At 73.2% G+C, this 12,527-nt stretch carries 15 protein-coding genes; 4 read left to right on the plus strand and 11 right to left on the minus strand.

From position 1 onward, the window contains the following. Positions 1 to 136: 136 nt before the first annotated feature. The 4 genes from nirD to ABEE00_RS10820 all read right to left on the minus strand — a co-directional run bounded on the left by nirD (position 137) and on the right by ABEE00_RS10820 (position 5,898). Positions 137 to 493: a nitrite reductase small subunit NirD gene (gene nirD, locus ABEE00_RS10805; protein WP_345745125.1), complete on the minus strand. Its 357-nt coding sequence runs from the start codon at positions 491 to 493 to the stop codon at positions 137 to 139. Continuing rightward, positions 490 to 3,108 carry a nitrite reductase large subunit NirB gene (gene nirB / locus ABEE00_RS10810; RefSeq protein ID WP_345745126.1) on the minus strand — a complete coding sequence of 873 codons (2,619 nt, stop codon included), beginning with the start codon at positions 3,106 to 3,108 and terminating at the stop codon, positions 490 to 492. The genes nirD and nirB overlap by 4 nt, the downstream gene beginning before the upstream one ends. Before the next feature lie 38 nt (positions 3,109 to 3,146). After that, entirely contained in the window at positions 3,147 to 4,496 is a 1,350-nt protein-coding gene (locus ABEE00_RS10815; protein WP_345745127.1) for an NAD(P)/FAD-dependent oxidoreductase, read from the minus strand. Between the two features lie 178 nt (positions 4,497 to 4,674). Continuing rightward, complete coding sequence (locus ABEE00_RS10820; RefSeq protein WP_345745128.1) at positions 4,675 to 5,898, minus strand: 4-hydroxybenzoate 3-monooxygenase; 1,224 nt, start codon at positions 5,896 to 5,898, stop codon at positions 4,675 to 4,677. 154 nt (positions 5,899 to 6,052) lie between these two features. On the opposite strand from ABEE00_RS10820, the gene ABEE00_RS10825 reads away from it, so the two are divergent. Next, on the plus strand, positions 6,053 to 6,343 hold the full coding sequence (locus ABEE00_RS10825; protein WP_345745129.1) for a hypothetical protein: 291 nt from the start codon (positions 6,053 to 6,055) through the stop codon (positions 6,341 to 6,343). Positions 6,344 to 6,528: 185 nt separating this feature from the next. Here the strand turns inward: ABEE00_RS10825 and ABEE00_RS10830 are convergent, their stop codons facing one another. Together ABEE00_RS10830 and ABEE00_RS10835 are read right to left on the minus strand one after the other, a co-directional pair. Then, complete coding sequence (locus ABEE00_RS10830; protein ID WP_345745130.1) at positions 6,529 to 7,389, minus strand: NmrA family NAD(P)-binding protein; 861 nt, start codon at positions 7,387 to 7,389, stop codon at positions 6,529 to 6,531. 85 nt (positions 7,390 to 7,474) lie between these two features. Continuing rightward, entirely contained in the window at positions 7,475 to 8,335 is an 861-nt protein-coding gene (locus ABEE00_RS10835) for a Rossmann-fold NAD(P)-binding domain-containing protein (RefSeq protein ID WP_345745131.1), read from the minus strand. Between the two features lie 113 nt (positions 8,336 to 8,448). Between ABEE00_RS10835 and ABEE00_RS10840 the strand changes: the two genes are divergently transcribed. Beyond that, the gene (locus tag ABEE00_RS10840; RefSeq protein WP_345745132.1) at positions 8,449 to 9,405 is read left to right on the plus strand and encodes an AraC family transcriptional regulator; all 957 of its coding nucleotides are present in this window, start codon (positions 8,449 to 8,451) and stop codon (positions 9,403 to 9,405) included. Here ABEE00_RS10840 and ABEE00_RS10845 read toward each other — a convergent pair. The 4 genes from ABEE00_RS10845 to ABEE00_RS10860 are packed head-to-tail and all read right to left on the minus strand — an operon-like array spanning position 9,356 to position 10,771. After that, positions 9,356 to 9,535, minus strand: coding sequence for a DUF397 domain-containing protein (locus ABEE00_RS10845; RefSeq protein ID WP_345745133.1), 180 nt, complete (start codon positions 9,533 to 9,535; stop codon positions 9,356 to 9,358). The two genes, ABEE00_RS10840 and ABEE00_RS10845, sit on opposite strands and share 50 nt — an antisense overlap. Continuing rightward, complete coding sequence (locus ABEE00_RS10850; protein WP_345745134.1) at positions 9,532 to 9,711, minus strand: DUF397 domain-containing protein; 180 nt, start codon at positions 9,709 to 9,711, stop codon at positions 9,532 to 9,534. Before ABEE00_RS10850 ends, ABEE00_RS10845 begins: the two co-directional genes overlap by 4 nt. Beyond that, positions 9,708 to 9,887: a DUF397 domain-containing protein gene (locus ABEE00_RS10855; protein ID WP_345745135.1), complete on the minus strand. Its 180-nt coding sequence runs from the start codon at positions 9,885 to 9,887 to the stop codon at positions 9,708 to 9,710. The genes ABEE00_RS10850 and ABEE00_RS10855 overlap by 4 nt, the downstream gene beginning before the upstream one ends. Next, complete coding sequence (locus tag ABEE00_RS10860; RefSeq protein ID WP_345745136.1) at positions 9,884 to 10,771, minus strand: helix-turn-helix domain-containing protein; 888 nt, start codon at positions 10,769 to 10,771, stop codon at positions 9,884 to 9,886. The genes ABEE00_RS10855 and ABEE00_RS10860 overlap by 4 nt, the downstream gene beginning before the upstream one ends. Before the next feature lie 168 nt (positions 10,772 to 10,939). Between ABEE00_RS10860 and ABEE00_RS10865 the strand changes: the two genes are divergently transcribed. Both ABEE00_RS10865 and ABEE00_RS10870 read left to right on the plus strand, forming a co-directional pair. Then, the gene (locus ABEE00_RS10865) at positions 10,940 to 11,344 is read left to right on the plus strand and encodes an ATP-binding protein (protein ID WP_345745137.1); all 405 of its coding nucleotides are present in this window, start codon (positions 10,940 to 10,942) and stop codon (positions 11,342 to 11,344) included. A 14-nt stretch (positions 11,345 to 11,358) separates the two neighbouring features. Then, complete coding sequence (locus tag ABEE00_RS10870; RefSeq protein WP_345745138.1) at positions 11,359 to 12,045, plus strand: helix-turn-helix domain-containing protein; 687 nt, start codon at positions 11,359 to 11,361, stop codon at positions 12,043 to 12,045. 3 nt (positions 12,046 to 12,048) lie between these two features. Here ABEE00_RS10870 and ABEE00_RS10875 read toward each other — a convergent pair whose 3' ends face one another. Continuing rightward, positions 12,049 to 12,456, minus strand: coding sequence for a VOC family protein (locus tag ABEE00_RS10875; RefSeq protein ID WP_345745139.1), 408 nt, complete (start codon positions 12,454 to 12,456; stop codon positions 12,049 to 12,051). Positions 12,457 to 12,527 lie beyond the last annotated feature (71 nt).

Genomic DNA, 12,527 nt, shown 5'->3' on the forward strand with positions numbered 1-12,527 from the left:
GTGGGTGCTACTCGCTCCCCCTTTGAGCTGTGGGCATTCGTTCCGTCGGGGCGGAACGGGTGGGCACAGCGGACCGCCGCCCCCTGCTCCCGCCCGCCCCGCTCCCAACGGGGCCCGGGGCGCAGCCCCGGAAGCCTTACGCCTCGGAGAGGCGGGTGGCGTATGCCGGGATCGTGGTCGCGTCATCGTCCAAGCAGTGCCCCGTGTCCAAGGAGAAGCGCTGCTTCAACAGGGGGGACGCCACGTACGGGGTGCCGTCGGGTGTTGTGCCCAGGAGCCCGCGCGACAGCACGTACGCGCCGGTGAAGGGGTCGCGGTTCGACACCGCGTAGACCCGGCCCGCGCGGTCGAGGAAGATCGCGATCTGGCGCCCGCCGGGCAGCAGCGCGGCCACCCCGCGCCCCGGGACCAGCGCCGCGCGGTCGCAGACCGCGAACCAGCCCCCGTCGACACGTACCTGAACCTGCGTGCGCGTAAGCGTCGCCGAAGTCATCGGCCAACCGCCCCTTCCAGCGTGCGTACGGGAATCTCGGGACCCGACAACAGCGTCAGATCCGGCTTGATCTGCGAGCGCTCCTCTACGAAGGCGACCGAGGGGTCGGGCGACTCCGGCGCGTTCACGAAGGAGACGAAGCGCGCGAGCTTCTCGGGGTCCCGGAGAGTCTCGGCCCACTCGTCGCGGTAGTGCGCGACGTGCGCCGCCATCAGCGACTCCAGCTCCGCGCAGAGCCCGAGCGAGTCGTGCACCACGACCTCGCGTACGTGGTCGATGCCCCCCTCCAGGCGGTCCAGCCACGCCGCGGTGCGCTCAAGCCGGTCCGCCGTACGGATGTAGAACATCAGGAACCGGTCGATGAGCCGGACCAGTTCGGCGTCCGAGAGGTCCTGTGCCAGGAGCTCCGCGTGGCGCGGCGTCGCGCCGCCGTTGCCGCCCACGTACAGGTTCCAGCCGTTGGACGTGGCGATCACGCCGAAGTCCTTGCTCATCGCCTCGGCGCACTCCCGGGCGCAGCCCGAGACGGCCGACTTGAGCTTGTGCGGGGCGCGCAGGCCCCGGTAGCGCAGCTCCAGGTCGATGGCCATGCGGACCGAGTCCTGTACGCCGTAGCGGCACCAGGTCTGCCCCACGCAGGATTTGACCGTGCGGAGCGCCTTTCCGTAGGCGTGGCCTGACTCGAAACCGGCCTCGACGAGACGCGCCCAGACGGCGGGGAGTTGATCGACGCGCGCGCCGAACAAGTCGATGCGCTGGCCTCCCGTGATCTTCGTGTAGAGGCCGAAGTCGCGGGCCACCTCGCCGATCACGATCAGCTTCTCGGGGGTGATCTCGCCGCCGGGGATGCGCGGGACGACCGAATAGGAGCCGTTGCGCTGGAGGTTGGCGAGGAAGTGGTCGTTGGTGTCCTGGAGGGCCGCCTGTTCGCCGTCCAGGACGTAGCCGTCCGCGCCGATCGAGGGCGCCAGGGAGGCGATGATCGAGCCGACCGCCGGCTTGCAGGTCTCGCAGCCCTCGCCGGAGCGCGCCTCCTCGCGGCCGTGGGATTCGAGGAGTTCGGCGAAGGAGGTCAGCCGGAGGGTGCGGACGATCTCGTACAGCTCGGCGCGTGTGTGCGCGAAGCAGCCGCACAGGCCCTTGTCGACCTCGACGCCGTTCGCCTCCAGCTCGGCGTCCACGAGCTGCCCGAGCATCTTGACGCAACTGCCGCACCCCGTACCGGCCTTGGTGCACTTCTTCACGGACGGCACGTCGGCGCAGGAGTGCTCGGTCACGGCGGACCGTATGGCGCCCTTCGAGACGTTGTGGCAGTTGCAGACCACCGCGTCGTCGGGCAGCGCCGCCGGGCCGAGGGCGGCGGGGGTCTCGCCCGCGCCGGCCGGGAGCACCAGCGACTCGGGCGGTACGGGCGGCACGCTGCCGGTGAGCGGGCGCAGCGTGCCGTACGCGTCGGTGTCGCCGACCAGGACGCCGCCCAGCAGGGTGCCGTCCGCGCCGACGACCAGCTTCTTGTAGACGCCCTCGCGCGAGTCGGAGTAGACGACGTCCAGGGCCCCTTCGGCGCGGCCGTGCGGGTCGCCGAACGAGGCCACGTCCACGCCCAGCAGCTTGAGCTTGGTCGAGGTGTCGGCTCCGGTGAAGCCGCGCTCCGGGGTGTGCCCGGCGATCGCGGCGGCGGCCGTCTCGGCCATCTCGTAGCCGGGCGCGACCAGCCCGTACACCATCCCGTCCACGGCCTTCGCGCACTCGCCGACGGAGTAGATGCGGGGGTCGGATGTGCGGCAGTGCTCGTCGATCACGATGCCGCCGCGTTCGCCCACTTCCAGGCCGCAGTCGCGGGCCAGCTGGTCGCGGGGGCGCACACCGGCGGAGAAGATCACCATGTCCGTGTGCAGCTCGGTGCCGTCCGACAGGCGGATGCCGGTGACCGCGCCGTGCGGGTCGGCGGTGATCTCCTCGCCGCCGACGCCGGTGTGCACGGTGAGGCCCATGTCCTCGATCTTGCGGCGCAGCGCGGCGCCGCCGCCCTCGTCCACCTGGAGCGCCATCAGCCGCGGGTTGAACTCCACGACGTGCGTGTCCAGGCCCAGCCCGCGCAGCGCCCCCGCCGCCTCCAGGCCGAGCAGCCCGCCGCCGATGACCACCCCGCTGCTCCGCCCGGCCGCGTACTCCTCGATGGCCAGCAGGTCCTCGATCGTGCGGTAGACGAAGCAGCCCGAGCTGTCCTTGCCGGGCACCGGCGGCACGAAGGGGTACGAGCCCGTGGCCAGGATCAATGTGTCGTAGGTGACGGTCAGGCCGCTGCGGGCCGTGACGGTGCGGGCCTCGCGGTCGATGTGGGTCGCCGGGTCGCCGAGGTGGAGCTCGATGCCGTGCTTCTCGGCGAAGTCCGGTTCGAGGAGGGCGAGTTCGCCGGGTGTCGTGCCGGAGAAGTACGAGGTGAGCTGCACCCGGTCGTAGGCCGCGCGCGGTTCCTCGCACAGCACCACCACGCGGGCCCCGCCGGTCACCCCGCGCGCCGCCAGCGCCTCCAGGAGCCGCTGCCCGACCATGCCGTGCCCCACCAGCACGATCGTGGGCTTCGTGGCCCCGGTCTGTGTGTCAGTGGCCATCTTCAGCAGCCTCCGTGGGTCGTCTCGGCCATGGTTGGTCAGCCCTCGTTCGTCAGCAGGTGGTGCAGGGGAGCGGAGGGCAGCGGCTCGTCGCCCTCCCAGGTGCGGGCGAGCGCGCCGACGCTGCCGAGATCGCCGAGCAGGATGCCGCCGACCAGCCGGTCGCCGCGCACGACGACCTTGCGGTAGCGGCCGCGGGTCGCGTCCGTGATGCGGACGACGTCGGCGCCGGTGTCCTCGGGGCGCGGGGTCGTCTCGCCGAACGCGGCCAGGTCCAGGGGGAGGTGAGCGGCTTCTTCTTGTGGCGGGAGCGGCTGGCCGGTGCCGGTGCCGGCGCCGTTCCCGTTCCCGTTCCCGATCCCGTTCGCGGGCTGGGGGCCCAGGGTCAGGCGGGTCACGGAGCGGGTGCCGCGGTAGCGGGGTTCCTCGGTGCCGGGACCGGCCGCCAGCACCTTCGCCAGCGCCTCCGCCTGCTCCTGCGCAGGGCCCGCGCGCCCGTACAGCACCCCGTCGTGCTCGGCGCAGTCGCCGACCGCGTGGACCAGCGGGTCGCTCGTCCGCAGCCGGTCGTCCACGCGGATGCCGCGCCCCACCCGCAGGCCCGCCGCGTGGGCCAGCCCGGTGCGCGGGCGGGTGCCGCAGGCCAGGACCACGATGTCGGCCTCGGGTTCGGCGCCGTCGGCGAGGGTGACGGCGCGCACCGCGCGGGTGCCGCCGCTCCCTGGGCATGTCCGTACGCCGCGTACCCGGCACTCGGTGTGCACCTCCACGCCCAGCGCGGTCAGATGCCGGTGTAGCAACTGAGCCGCCTCCGCGTCCAGTTGCCGTTCCATGAGGCGTTCGCCCTGGTGGGCGAGGAGTACGTGGACGCCGCGCGCCGCCAGCGCGCGGGCCGCCGACACGCCCAGCAGCCCGCCGCCGATGACCACGGCACGGGCGCCGGGCCGGGCCAGCGGGTCGAGCGCGGCGCAGTCGTCGAGGGTGCGGAAGGCCCGTACGCCGTCCGGCAACGCGTCGTCGCCGTCCTCGAACAGGCCGCGGAGCGGTGGCAGTACGGGGTTGGCGCCGGTGGCCAGCACCAGCCTGTCGTAACCGATGCGCTCGCCGTCGGCGCAGACCAGCCGCCGTGCGGCGCGGTCCACCCGCACGGCCCGCACGCCGCGCCGTACCCGCACGGTCTCCGGGTACGGGGGCAGCCGTACGACGTCCGCGCCGTAGCGGCCGGTCAGCACCTCGCCGAGCAGCACCCTGTTGTACGGCGGGTGCGGCTCCTCGCCGACGACGGTCAGCTCGACGTCCGCGCGGGCTCCGGGCCCCGCGAGCCGCTCCGCCAGCCGCGCCGCGGCCATGCCGCCGCCGGCCACCACCACGCGCCGTTTCCCGTCCATGCACCAGAGCGTGCTGCCCCGCTGTTACCCCTCCGCATCGCTCCCGTTTCCCCGGCGCAACGCGTACCTCAGCGGGGTGGGGGAGGGGGCGTGAGCGTGCTCACCGGAGCGGGTACGGGGCTGTGACCAGCGCACATGGCGTCGGCCCCGTGCTCGGTGTCGCGCGCAGGGCGGCGGCCTAGTGCTCGGCGTCGCTCCCGATGTAGAGGCCGGCGGCGGAGACGCCCGCCGCCTCGGAACCGGTCATGCGGCGGAGCCGCGCCCTGGCCAGACCGGCGCGGTACGGGTCCCCCGAGGAGGGCCCGTGGAGCAGCGCGGAGAGCCACTCGGTGAACTCCTGGTACTGCCACACCCTGCGCAGGCACGCGTCCGAGTAGCCGGCGAGCCCGGTGTCGTCCCCGTGCTCATAGTGCGCGGTCAGGGCTTCGCCCAGCAGCATCGCGTTGTGCAGCGCGAGGTTCATGCCCTTGGCGGCGATGGGCGCGAGCAGGTGTCCTGCCTCGCCCGCCAGGTGCAGGCGCCCGTACGACAGCGGCTCCACCACGTAGTTGTGCATGCCCAGCACCCGCTTCTCGATCAGCGGGCCCTCGGTGAGGGGGAGCGCGTCCTTCGCGTCGAGCCGCTTGCGCAGCTCGGCCCACACCCGCTCGTGCGGCCAGTCCTCCGGGGTGTCGTCCCGGCCGCACTCCAGGTAGTAGCGCGTGACCTGGGGGCTGCGGGCCATGTGCGCGGCCATCCCGTCCCGGTGCAGCCCGAACACGACCCGCTCCGCCGAGGGCGGCGCCTCAGCGAGCAGCGCCAGCCAGCCGACGCCGAGGTCGTGCCGCGCGACGCTGATCCGCTCCGGGGGTATCGCCTTGCGGCTCACCCCGCGGGCCCCGTCGCACCCCGCGACGAAGTCGCAGTCCACGCGCCGCCGTTCACCGCTCTCCGGATCCTCGTACGAGACCGAAGGCGCGCTCGTCTCCAGCCCGTGCAGCCGCACATCCCGCACCCCGAAGCGGATGTCGCCCTCCGCTTCGTCCGCGTACCGCCGGACCAGATCCGTGACCAGCCACTGCTGCGGATACACGAAGTGCCGCGCCCCGGACAGCTCCCCGTACCGGAACACATGCCGCAGCCCGTCCATCCGGAACTCCGACTCCCGCTGCGTCTCCGCCCGCTCCAGGAGCGGCCCCGCCAGCCCGTGCCGCTCCAGCCCCCGCACGGCCCACTCCTCGACGAACCCCGCACGCGGCCGCTCCTCGATGAACCCCCGGCTCTCCGCCTCGAGCACCACACACGGGACCCCCGCGTCCCGCAGCAGATTCCCGAGGGTCAGCCCCGCGGGCCCGGCCCCGACGATGACGACGGACGAGGTTTCGCGACGCTCGGTACGAGCCGAGGGCAAGGGTTCACTCATGGGGGAAGTATGCCGCCGGGGTCGGCCAAGTGGCTGGCTGAGGTGCGGCGTTGGCCTCTTTCGCAACTCTGTGCACGCGAGTGTGCGCAACGCGTACATTGACCGGCGGCGGCGGAGAGCTCCGGCGCCGGGAACCAGGAATCACGAGGAAGCCATGGACGCCCAAGCCACACCACCGCCCGAGCCGGAGCCGATCACCGCGAGTGTGACGGTGACGGGGGAGGTTGCCGGATTCCTGCGTGATCTGGCGGCCATCGAGGGACGTACGCCGGAAGAGCTCGTGCTCGACTGGGCCGCGGGGAAGGTGAAGATGCCCTCGAAGCAGCTCACCGCGGAGGACCTCGAAGTCTTCGACGGCCCAGAAGATCTGAGCAGCACCGTCGACGAGACGCTCGAGCGGAGGTTCGGCCGGTCGGCCTCCAGCTCGGCGAGGCGGAAGACCTGATCCACACGTAGAGGGGCCATGCGATCGGCCTCACCGACGCCGTGAACGCCTGCCTGGCGTGGCGGCTCCGTCGTCCCGTCGTGCTGTCCTTCGACGGTCACTACGCGCACACCCTCGCCCCGAGGGCCCCGGATGAGCAGGCCTTGGAGGTGCTCCCGGGGCCGTGACGGGGCGGAGCGCGGCCCTCACCCCACCCCGCCCCAACCCCCTTCCCGCGCCGTCGTGTTCACGTACTGCGTGAAGTCCCTCGGTGGGCGGGACAGGGACTCGTGTACGCCGTTCGCCGTCGTGCTCAGGGCGCCGCGCAGAGCGGGGCGGAGGATGTCCAGCATGAGGTGTGCGGTGTCGGCGGGGACGCCTGCGGCGTGCAGGGACGCGGCGTACTCCTCCTCGGGTACCGGCACATAGCGCAGGTCGCGGCCCGTCGCGCGGGCGATCGCTGCGACGCCCTCGCGGAAGGTGAGGGCGCGCGGCCCGGTCAGCCCGTACTCCTGGGCGTGGTGCCGCTCCGGCGGGCCCGTCAGCGCGGCGACCGCCGCGTCCGCGATGTCCTCCGCGTCGACGAACGGCACCGCGCCCTCGCCCTCCGGCATCCGCACCTCCCCGGCGCGCACCGGGTCGCGCAGGAAGTCCTCGCTGAAGTTCTGCGCGAACCAGGTCGGCCGCAGCACGGTCCACTGCCGCGCGCCCGCCTTCCGTACGGCCTCCTCGACCGGGCCCGTGGCGTCCGGGTAGCTGAAAGCGGAGAGCAGGACGAGGCGTTCGGCGCCCGCCTCCACCGCCCGCGCGGCGAACTCGGCGACGAGCGGCGCGCCTTCCGGGTTCGCGGCCTCCCGGGGTACGAGGTAGACGGCGCGGGCGCCGTGCAGCGCCGCGTCCCAGGTCGACTTGTCGTCCCAGTCGAACCGTTCGGGCCCGGCCCCCGAGCGCGAGGCCGCGCGCACGCCCAGCCCCTTGCGCCGCAGCCGCTCGGCGACCCGCCGCCCGGTCTTCCCCCGCCCGGCCAGCACCAGCACGTCCCCCGTGAGCATCTCCACATCTCCCATGCCCCAAGACAACCGCGTCCCGCACCAGGAACATTCCACCCCGAGGTCCCCGCAGGTCACGCGGGCAACGCGCCCACCGGAAAGATCATGATGTGACCCGCGCGGCCGGCCCCCACACCCCCCGCACGAAGGCCCCGAACTCCCGCGGCTCCCTCCCCAGCACGCGCCGCACCCCGTCCGTGACCCCCGCGTTGCGGCCGTCCAGGAGCTGCTCGAACAAGGCCGTCAGGAAGGCCGCCTCCGGCTCCGGTACGCCGAGGCGCAGCAGCTCGGCTCCGTACTCGCGGGCCGGGACCGCCACGTACCGGACCTCCCTCCCGCTCGCCCTCGTGATCTCGGCGACCGCCTCGGCCCAGGTCAGGGCCCGCGGGCCGGTCAACTCGTGTACGCGGCCCAGGAGCCCGCCGCTTGCATCCGAGAGCAGCACGGCCGCCGCCACCTCGGCGATGTCCTCCGCGTCGATGAACGGTTCCCGCACCTGCCCCGCGGGGAACGGCAGCGTGCCCGCGTCGACGTACTCCCGCAGCGCGCCCTCGCTGAAGTTCTGGCAGAACCAACTGCACCGCAGCACGGCCCACTCCGCCCCGCTCTCCCGTACCGCCCGCTCGGCCGGCAGCGCGGCCTCCTCGCCGCGCGCCGAGAGCAGCACGAGCCGCCGTACGCCGGACTCCACCGCCCGCGCGGCGAACTCGCGCAGCGTCTCCGCGACCCCGGGCGCGCCGACGTCCGGCTGGAGCACGAGGTACGCCGCCTCGGCCCCGTGCAGCGCCGGGCCCCAACTCCCGCTGTCCGCCCAGTCGAAGCGCGGCCGCGCCGAGCGCGAACCGATCCGTACGGCGGCGCCGCGCGCCGCGAGCCGCGCGGCCACCCGCCGCCCCGTCCTCCCCGTGCCGCCCACGACCAGCACCGTCTGCGGCTTTCCGCCGCCGTTCCCGTTGTCCGTCATACGAAGGAGTCAACAGGCGCGCGCCGCCGCGCCACATGGCCGAAGCGCCCGCCCCCATGTCCGCCCGTGCCACCCCGTACGCGCCGACCCTCCCCCCTGCGCATACTGCGGTCGTGGACCTACTCGGCGAACTCCTCGGCGGCGGCGACGGCGCGCGGGCACGCGGCGGCCTCTTCCACCAGGTGCTGGTCTCGCCCCCGTGGGCGGTGCGGGTGGAGGACGGGGCGCCGCTCGCGCTCACCGCGATGCTGCGCGGCGACGGCTGGCTGATGCCGGCGGGGGGCGCGGCGCTGCGCCTCGCGGAGGGCGCGGTCGCGGTGACACGCGGGCCCGACCCGTACGTGCTGGCCGACGCGCCCGGCACGGAACCCGCGCTGGTCATCGGCCCGGGCGACTGCTGCATGTCGCCCGAGGGCCGCGACCTGTGCGAGGAACTGCGGCTCGGCGTGCGCAGTTGGGGCAGCCGGCCGGCCACGACGCTGCTGCTGAACGGCACGTACACGCCGGAGGGCGAGCTGTCGCGCCCGCTGCTCGACGCGCTGCCGCCCGCGCTGGTGCTGTCGGCAGGGGAGTGGGACGCGTCGCTGCTGTCCGTCGCCGCGGCGGAGGTCGTACGGGACGGTCCAGGGCAGCAGGTCGTACTGGACCGCCTGCTGGACCTCGTCCTGGTCGCGGTGCTGCGGGCGTGGTTCGCGCGGCCGGGGGCCACCGTGCCGGGGTGGTTCCGCGCGCAGGCCGATCCCGTGGTGGGGCCCGCGCTGCGGCTGCTGCACGAACAGCCCGCGCACGCGTGGACGGTGGCGTCGCTGGCGGCGTCGGCCGGCACGTCCCGCACGGTGCTGGCGCGCCGCTTCAGGGCCCTGACGGGCCGCCCGCCGATGGCGTACCTCACGTCCCGCCGCATCGACCTGGCGGCCCAGCTCCTGCGCGACCCCGCGACGACCCTGACGTCCGCGGCCCGCCGCGTGGGCTACGCGGACGCGTTCACGTTGAGCACGGCGTTCAAGCGAGTGCGGGGCATCAGCCCCGCCGAATACCGCGAAGGAACGCGGTCCACGCGGTGGGGGTGAGGCGTATGTGCCCGCGCGCCGCGTGCTTGGAGTCGCGGATGGCTACGGTGCCGGGGATATTCGTCGCGACTTCGACGCACTCGTGCTCCTTGTCGCTGTAGCTGGACTTGCGATACGCGAAGGTCGTCATGTCGAGCACGCCTTGCGCAGGAACGCAGCCCAGGCGGCGGGCGTGGTGCGTATGCCTGGGCGCTCCGGTGTCTTGGAGTCGCGGATGGCGACGGTGCTGGGAAGGTTCGTCGCGACTTCGACGCATTCGCGGTCCGGGTTGCTGTGGCTGGACTTGTGGAAGTCGAGCCCGGTCATGCGGAGCGCATCCTGTGCAGGAAGGCGCCCCAAGCTGCGGGGCTGGTGCGTATGCCCGGTCGTTCAGGTTCCTTGGAATCCCGGACGGCCACGGTGCCGGGCACGTTGAGCGCGACCTCGACGCACTCGTGATCGGGAGTGCTGTAACTGGACTTGCGGTACGCGAACGTCGTCATCTTTCGAGCTCCTTGCGCGCCGTGTCGATGAGTTCTGCGGATGCATTCTCGTCGAGCGCGCGCCGGGTGATGCTGGCGAACAGGTCGTTGTGTGCTGCCGCCCCGTCGCCGCCCTCGATCCAGAGCTGGCCGAGGGCCGTCTCCGTGTACACCACGTCCATGGCGCCGGAGTCGGTGAAGGACAAGAGGTTGAAGGCACCGCCCATGCCCACGTGGGAACCGGTGGTGAACGGCAGAACCTGCACGGTGATGTGCGGTTGCTGAGCTTGCAGCCCCAAGTGCCGCAGCTGCTCGCACATGACCTGCGGGCCACCCACCAGGTGCCGGAGCGCCGACTCGTGGATCACCGCGTGGAAGTGGAGCGCCGGCGCTTCGATGAGCCGTCGCTGACGTGCCGACCTTTTGGCAACGAGGCGCTCACCTCCGTCGGCGTGCTCGTTGGGCGATCCGTCCCTTGCCAGTGCCCGCATGTAGTCCGGCACTTGGAGCAGCCCCGGGATGTAGCAGATCTGCCAGGCGCGGATCTTCGTCGCGGCGTTCTCCAGGGCGACGTACTCCTGCATGTCTCCCATATGCGGGAACTCGTTCCACCACCCCTTCGCCTTCCGCCGCTCGCGATCAATGCGGGCCAGCTCCAGCAGGCCGCCCACTGTCGCCGGGTCCGTCGCCCCGTACAGCTCGGCCAGTGCGCGGATGTCCGGGTCGCGTACCGGGACCCAACCGCCCTCCATCTTCGCCACCTTGGTGGTGGACGCCGTGAGAGCCCTTCCGGCGTCGGTCTGGGTCAGGCCCGCCGACGTCCGCAGCCGGACGAGCTCGCTGCCGAGCCGCCGTCCGAGAACGGTCGAGGTGCTGTGGCCTTGCGTTCGCTGACTCGCTGTCACGGGGTCAGTCTGCTGTGTGGCCAGTCGGCCGACAACACAACGGGGGAATTCCTCCAAGAGGTGTTGCACCACAACACTCCGCGTCGCTACCGTCAGTGCCCAATCGCTCGCACAGCGGCGTCACTTGGCCCCGCCCTGCGCGCCCGACCGCACCGGAGGTGCGCGCTCATGGCTGACGACGAGGTCCTCCGTCACGATCAGTCGGACTACACGCCGAACCCCGGCAGCGTGGGGCTCGCGCGGCGGCGTGCGGCGCGGCTGGCAGAGGAGTGGGGCTACGCCCAACTCGCGGACGCAACAGCACTGCTCACCTCGGAGCTCGCCACCAACGCCGTGCTGCACGGCTCCGTACGCGGCCGGCTCTTCCGCGTACGTCTGGCCCTCACCGCAGACCTTCTCCGCATCGCGGTCGAGGACGCGAAGGGCGAGGCGACCCCGAGGCCGCGCCACCCGGGGCCCGAGGAGCCGCACGGGCGCGGCCTGCACCTCGTCCGCGCGCTGGCCTCCCGCTGGGGCACCGACCACCGCAGCGTGGGCAAGACGGTCTGGTGCGAGCTGGATCTGCCCGGTTGAGCCACCATGGGGACATGGAGGGTCCGAGCTACGAGGAGCGCCCCTCGGCGGTGGCGGGCGCCGTGCTGTGGTCGCGCGAGATGGGACCGGGCGGCGGCCACACCCGCGTACTCCCCGACGGCTGCATGGACCTCCTGCTCTGGGACGGCGAGTTGGTGATCGCGGGCCCCGACACCCACGCCCACCTGGTGCGGGAGAGCCCCGGCCGCCGCCGCGTCACGGGCCTGCGCTTCGCCCCCGGCACGGGCCCCCGTTTCTTCGGCGTACCGGCGCACGAACTCCGCGACCTGCGCGTGCCGCTCACGGCGGTGTGGCCGGACGCCCGGGTACGGGAGCTGGCCGAGCGCGCGACGGAGGACGGCCTGGAGCGCGCCGCGCTGCGGCTGGCCACCGCGTACGGCCCCGACCCGCTGCCCGCAGCCGTGCTGGCCGAGCTGCGCGCGGGCCGCACCGTGACGGAGATCGCCGCGTCGACCGGCGTCACCGAGCGCACCCTCCACCGCCGCTGCACCGCGGCCTTCGGCTACGGACCGAAGACGCTCGACCGCGTACTCCGCCTCCAGCGCGCGCTGGAACTCGCCCGCGCGGGCACCCCGTTGGCGACCGCCGCGGCCCGCGCCGGGTACGCCGACCAGGCGCACCTCTCCCGCGAGGTGCGCGCGCTGGCAGGCGTGACGGCGAGCGACCTGCTCCGTGCCTGACCCTCACTCCAGCGGCGCGAACAGATCCACCGTGTTGCCGTCCGGGTCGAGGACGACCGCGTAGCGCTGGCCCCAGAAGGCGTCCCAGGGCTCCTTGTGGCCCTGGTATCCGGCCGAGGTCAGCTCCTCGTACACGGCGTCGACCTCGGCGGGGCCGCCCTCGCAGAGGAAGGCCATGCCGATCCGGCCGCTGCCGCTCGGCCCCGGCGACCAGTCGGGGTCGAAGGAGCGGACGGTGGCCTCGGTGTCCCAGGCGAGGCGGAGCCCGCCGGGCAGCGCGGCCTCCACGTGCGGTGAGTCCTCGGCGCCCTCGGGGACGTCGACGCCCAGCCGTCGGTAGAAGGCGAGCGAGGCGGCCATGTTGGCGGTGACGAGGCCGATGAGATCGAAGCGGGGTTTCGTTGCGTTCATGGGGCCAGCGAAGCGCAGGCCGGCGGCGTACGTCTTGAAGAAATCGGACAGCGGGCGGATCCGCGACCCTC

This window comes from Streptomyces odontomachicola, assembly GCF_039605595.1.
Classification (GTDB): domain Bacteria; phylum Actinomycetota; class Actinomycetes; order Streptomycetales; family Streptomycetaceae; genus Streptomyces.

What these genes read in the sequence shown, in the direction of transcription:
- nirD (WP_345745125.1), bottom strand. Translation starts at nt 493, where the DNA reads ATGACTTCGGCGACGCTTACGCGCACGCAGGTTCAGGTACGTGTCGAC.
- nirB (WP_345745126.1), bottom strand. Translation starts at nt 3,108, where the DNA reads ATGGCCACTGACACACAGACCGGGGCCACGAAGCCCACGATCGTGCTG.
- ABEE00_RS10815 (WP_345745127.1), bottom strand. Translation starts at nt 4,496, where the DNA reads ATGGACGGGAAACGGCGCGTGGTGGTGGCCGGCGGCGGCATGGCCGCG.
- ABEE00_RS10820 (WP_345745128.1), bottom strand. Translation starts at nt 5,898, where the DNA reads ATGAGTGAACCCTTGCCCTCGGCTCGTACCGAGCGTCGCGAAACCTCG.
- ABEE00_RS10825 (WP_345745129.1), top strand. Translation starts at nt 6,053, where the DNA reads ATGGACGCCCAAGCCACACCACCGCCCGAGCCGGAGCCGATCACCGCG.
- ABEE00_RS10830 (WP_345745130.1), bottom strand. Translation starts at nt 7,389, where the DNA reads ATGGGAGATGTGGAGATGCTCACGGGGGACGTGCTGGTGCTGGCCGGG.
- ABEE00_RS10835 (WP_345745131.1), bottom strand. Translation starts at nt 8,335, where the DNA reads ATGACGGACAACGGGAACGGCGGCGGAAAGCCGCAGACGGTGCTGGTC.
- ABEE00_RS10845 (WP_345745133.1), bottom strand. Translation starts at nt 9,535, where the DNA reads ATGACGACCTTCGCGTATCGCAAGTCCAGCTACAGCGACAAGGAGCAC.
- ABEE00_RS10850 (WP_345745134.1), bottom strand. Translation starts at nt 9,711, where the DNA reads ATGACCGGGCTCGACTTCCACAAGTCCAGCCACAGCAACCCGGACCGC.
- ABEE00_RS10855 (WP_345745135.1), bottom strand. Translation starts at nt 9,887, where the DNA reads ATGACGACGTTCGCGTACCGCAAGTCCAGTTACAGCACTCCCGATCAC.
- ABEE00_RS10865 (WP_345745137.1), top strand. Translation starts at nt 10,940, where the DNA reads ATGGCTGACGACGAGGTCCTCCGTCACGATCAGTCGGACTACACGCCG.
- ABEE00_RS10870 (WP_345745138.1), top strand. Translation starts at nt 11,359, where the DNA reads ATGGAGGGTCCGAGCTACGAGGAGCGCCCCTCGGCGGTGGCGGGCGCC.
- ABEE00_RS10875 (WP_345745139.1), bottom strand. Translation starts at nt 12,456, where the DNA reads ATGAACGCAACGAAACCCCGCTTCGATCTCATCGGCCTCGTCACCGCC.